At 65.4% G+C, this 3,559-nt stretch carries 3 protein-coding genes; all 3 read right to left on the bottom strand.

The window, feature by feature from the left end; all coding sequences use genetic code 11:
* Window positions 1-217, bottom strand: a 217-nt coding sequence (locus PHC73_RS12570; RefSeq protein WP_300128832.1) for a type I-U CRISPR-associated protein Cas7, incomplete at its 3' end; no start/stop codon positions are given.
* Window positions 214-2,361, bottom strand: a complete 2,148-nt coding sequence (csx17, locus tag PHC73_RS12565; RefSeq protein WP_300128829.1) for a type I-U CRISPR-associated protein Csx17 — start codon at window positions 2,359-2,361, stop codon at window positions 214-216. The genes csx17 and PHC73_RS12570, both read right to left, overlap by 4 nt.
* On the bottom strand, window positions 2,358-3,559 hold a 1,202-nt coding region (locus PHC73_RS12560; RefSeq protein WP_300128826.1), incomplete at its 5' end, for an HD domain-containing protein. The genes PHC73_RS12560 and csx17, both read right to left, overlap by 4 nt.

Below are 3,559 nucleotides of genomic sequence, written 5' to 3'. Positions count from 1 at the left end.
GGTCGTTGTTGGCGGCATCCCAAACGGTCAGCTCGAGCCGGTTGGCCATGCTCTGCGCGCTTTCTACCAGCAGACTCTGGCCGCTGGCGGTTTGAAACGTGGCGGCGCCTAGACCCGGAAAACCGGTTGGCTGAAAGCGCTGCCCCTGCAGCGGGCGCAAGGGCACCTCGAACAGCAGGCGCGGTACGTTGGCGATGGGGTCGAGGTCGAGATTCATGCGGCGTGCTCCTGGTTGGCGAACGGTGACAGGCGTTGGACAAATTGCGCCGCCGCGCGGCGGCTGATGGGGAAGGCGAGCGCCACGGCGTAGCGACGCGCGAGTTCGGGCGTGGTGGCTGCGACACGTACGGCGCAGGGGATGTCGGCCGCGCGCAGCCGACGGGTGGCGATCGCCACGGCGGATGCCGCATCACCGGCTTCGAGGCGGCGCACGATGGCCGGATCGACGCCGGCATGGCGTCCATCCGGCAACGGCCGCGGCAACAGGGCCAGGCGAATCGCCAACCAGGCATCGTCCGGCCAGTCGGCCGGTGTGGCGGGCGTCAGCCTTGGCCGGTGCACTGCAAGGTCTTGCCGGTCGAGCGCCATCAGCGCGCGTGCCAGTTGCAGGCAACGGTCGATATCCACCGCGCCCGCCAGCAGACGGGCGAGATCGTGCCGGCTGGCAGACATGCCGAAGCCCGGTTCGAGCGGCAACCGGCGCTCGCCGCGCTGCGCGGCCTCGACCAGGCGACGCGACAGCACGGCCAGCGCGTCCGCCTCGCCACTACGCCCCTGCATCACGCGATCGGCATCCGGCGCAAGGCGTTGTGCGCCGCCGGTGCCGGTGGTCTTGAAGCGGCCTTTGCTCAGGGTGAGCCAATGCCGCCGTAGGCCGTCATGGGTGGGATGGCTGGCATCACCGCATTGCAACGCAAATGCAGCTGCCAGGCGAAATTCCGCGCTGCCGTCGTCCGCAGCCTCGAGCCACTGCGCGCGCAGACGCGGAATCGGCCCCGCCTTGACGCCGACACCATGGATCTGGATCGCCTCGATATCGGCCAGTCGCTCCAGCACCAGTTGCCAGCGTGGCGCTTCGTCGGGATGCTGGGTGAGGGCGAACAGCGCATCGGCGAGGCATCGTTCGGCCAGAGTGAAACGGGCAGGCACCTTGTCTCCACGAGCTTCACGCCGCAGCCGCACCAGCCAGGCATCGAGGTCGTCCAGACAGGCCAGCGCCGGCGCGATCCGGTCCGGCACTACGAATCGACCCAGCGGGACGGCGAAATGCGTTGCCTGATTATTTCTCTGCAAATAACCATAACGCACGAACTGATTAATACCTCGCGACACACCTAGAGTCGCGATGGCTTTTGCCATGGAAAATCCGTCGCTAGCGCGTCTACGGCTAATTGCGGCTTGGCCTTGCCGGAAAACATTCTGCAGCTCCTTCGCAGTAATCGGCGCCGACCAAAGCGGGAACCACTGCTCACCCCGGCCGGGTAGCTCTTTGCCTTGCTTGAGCAAAAACTCATCCGAGCGAGCCGAGCTGGAAAATCCCGACGACACAGGCGCGACAAAGAATGGTGAGGATAACCAGCGTCCTCCGATGCTTTCGCTACGCTTCACCACTGACGATCGGACAGCGCAGGCACCCTCGAATGCGAGAAGCAGGTCCCATGCACCACCCATACCCGAGGGCAGAAATTGACCAAAAGACTCCGACCAAAGCCCGTCGCTGGATACATCGCCTCCGTACAATGCGTATCTGATTTGCCGGTCCCAAGAGTGATCGATGAGACATTCGTATACTGCTTTCATGAATGCTGCGGTATAACTGCCGCTGCCTTCGTTGCCGCCCGTACCGAAGATTGCGGGTTGCTCAAGACCCTTGTCACTGACATCCACGATTGCGATAACTGCCTCCAGCCATGCATCAGAACCTAGACGCAAATCCCGCTTCAAACCCAGAATCAAATTCTTTTTGGCATTTCTATCTGAATCGTCAGGCTTTTTTCCGCCAGTTATTCTCGAAATGTCTTCGCGCGCAAGGCCTATGACTTTGCGAAATGCATCAAAGCGTTTGTCACTCGAATTTGCAATTCGCTCTAGGAACGTCCGGGATGTTTTTTCGTTTGACCCAGAATAGAATCCGGAGCGAGCTCCCCAGGGGTTGATAATTGGTGTCGGCGCATAACTTTGCAAAAAGAACTCCACCAGCTCCCCCTCATCCTTTTCGCTCGCCAACAAAAACCGCTCGCCCTCCCACCAGCCGCGCGCCTTGGGGTCGAGTTGCTCGGCCACCACGCGCAAGATGCCGAGCGCTTTCAGATAATGCGCCAGCGGTGTCGGGGCGCAGCCGTCGAGGTGATGGACGATCATGCGAGGTCTCCATGGGCTGCTGTGGTCAGCGCGGGGTCGGTGTCGGTCGGCGTCGCGTCGCCATTGCCCGCGATGAACGGGTCCGGCACGGGGCTGCGCGAGGCGCGCCAATCGGCCGCGCGCAGCAGGGCTTCCAGGTAGGCGAGCGCGAAGGGGCCGTGGCGTTCGAGCAAGTCGAGCACGCGCTCGGTCCAGCCGCGGCCGGTGCGCGGATTCAGGCCCACGCCGGCGGCATCCAGATGCAGCTGGCTCGGCGGCAGGGTCAGGTATTCACCCTGCGCGGTGGCGAGCGTGAGCGCCGGCAGGGTTTCGCCATCACGTATGCCGCGAATGCGCAGCCCGCTCTCGGTGGCCTGCTGGTCGGCCGGTGCGGCATGCCAGGCCATGCGCACCTTGCCATGGTGGCTGCAAACCAGATACGCCAGCAGGTCGAAGGCGTGGGCATCCAAAGCGAGGATTTCCTGCTCCAGTGCGTTCGGTGGATCGTCCGCCGGCGGCGCGATGGTGAGCGGCCTGCCGGCGGCCTGCAGCCACTCCTTCCAGGGCCCAAGCAGGGCCGGGTGGTCCGGCCGGTGCCGCATCAGCACGGCGAACAGCGCCAGCGTGCTGGCCAGCTCGTGACGCAGACCGCGGCGGCGCGGGTGGGGCGGGTCCGGGTAAAGCCGATTCGGCGGCAGCCATGCGGATGACGGGGCCTTGGCAAGGTCATCCCGGGCCGGACGCCCGGGACCCACCATGGAATGCTGAAACGGCGCGAGCGCCTTGCCGGCGTCGTGCCAGCGGCCGGCGAGATGCAAGAGCGCGGCGTAATCAAGCCCCACCCGGCATGCGGTCGCTTCGGCCTCGGCGGCCACCTGGGCACCGTGTACGGCGATGGTCTGCCAGACCGGCACGGCGCTCAGGCTTTCGTCGTCTTCGCTGGCGTCGGCCTGTTCCTCCGCACTGGGCAACGCGACCGGGACGGGTGGCACGACGCCGTCACCACCGGTCCAGCCGAGCTCCCTATCGTAGCCGCCGCTCGACGCGGCAACCAGCACCGTCTGGCCGGGGTAGAGGTCCTTGCGCTCGGCCCGGCGCCAGCTGCCATCCAGGTAGCTCCACACCCAGGCGCGCTTGCCCTCCCGCAGGCGCGGCGCCTTGCGAGTTGCGGTTTCCTTGCCGCACAGCCAGTCGCGGGCGGCGAGGAAGGGAATGCTGC

The sequence above is a fragment of the Immundisolibacter sp. genome, assembly GCF_028696615.1.
Classification (GTDB): Bacteria; Pseudomonadota; Gammaproteobacteria; order Immundisolibacterales; family Immundisolibacteraceae; genus Immundisolibacter.
The sequence above is the reverse complement of the archived record's forward strand: the minus strand, read 5'-3'. Positions and strand labels throughout refer to the sequence as shown.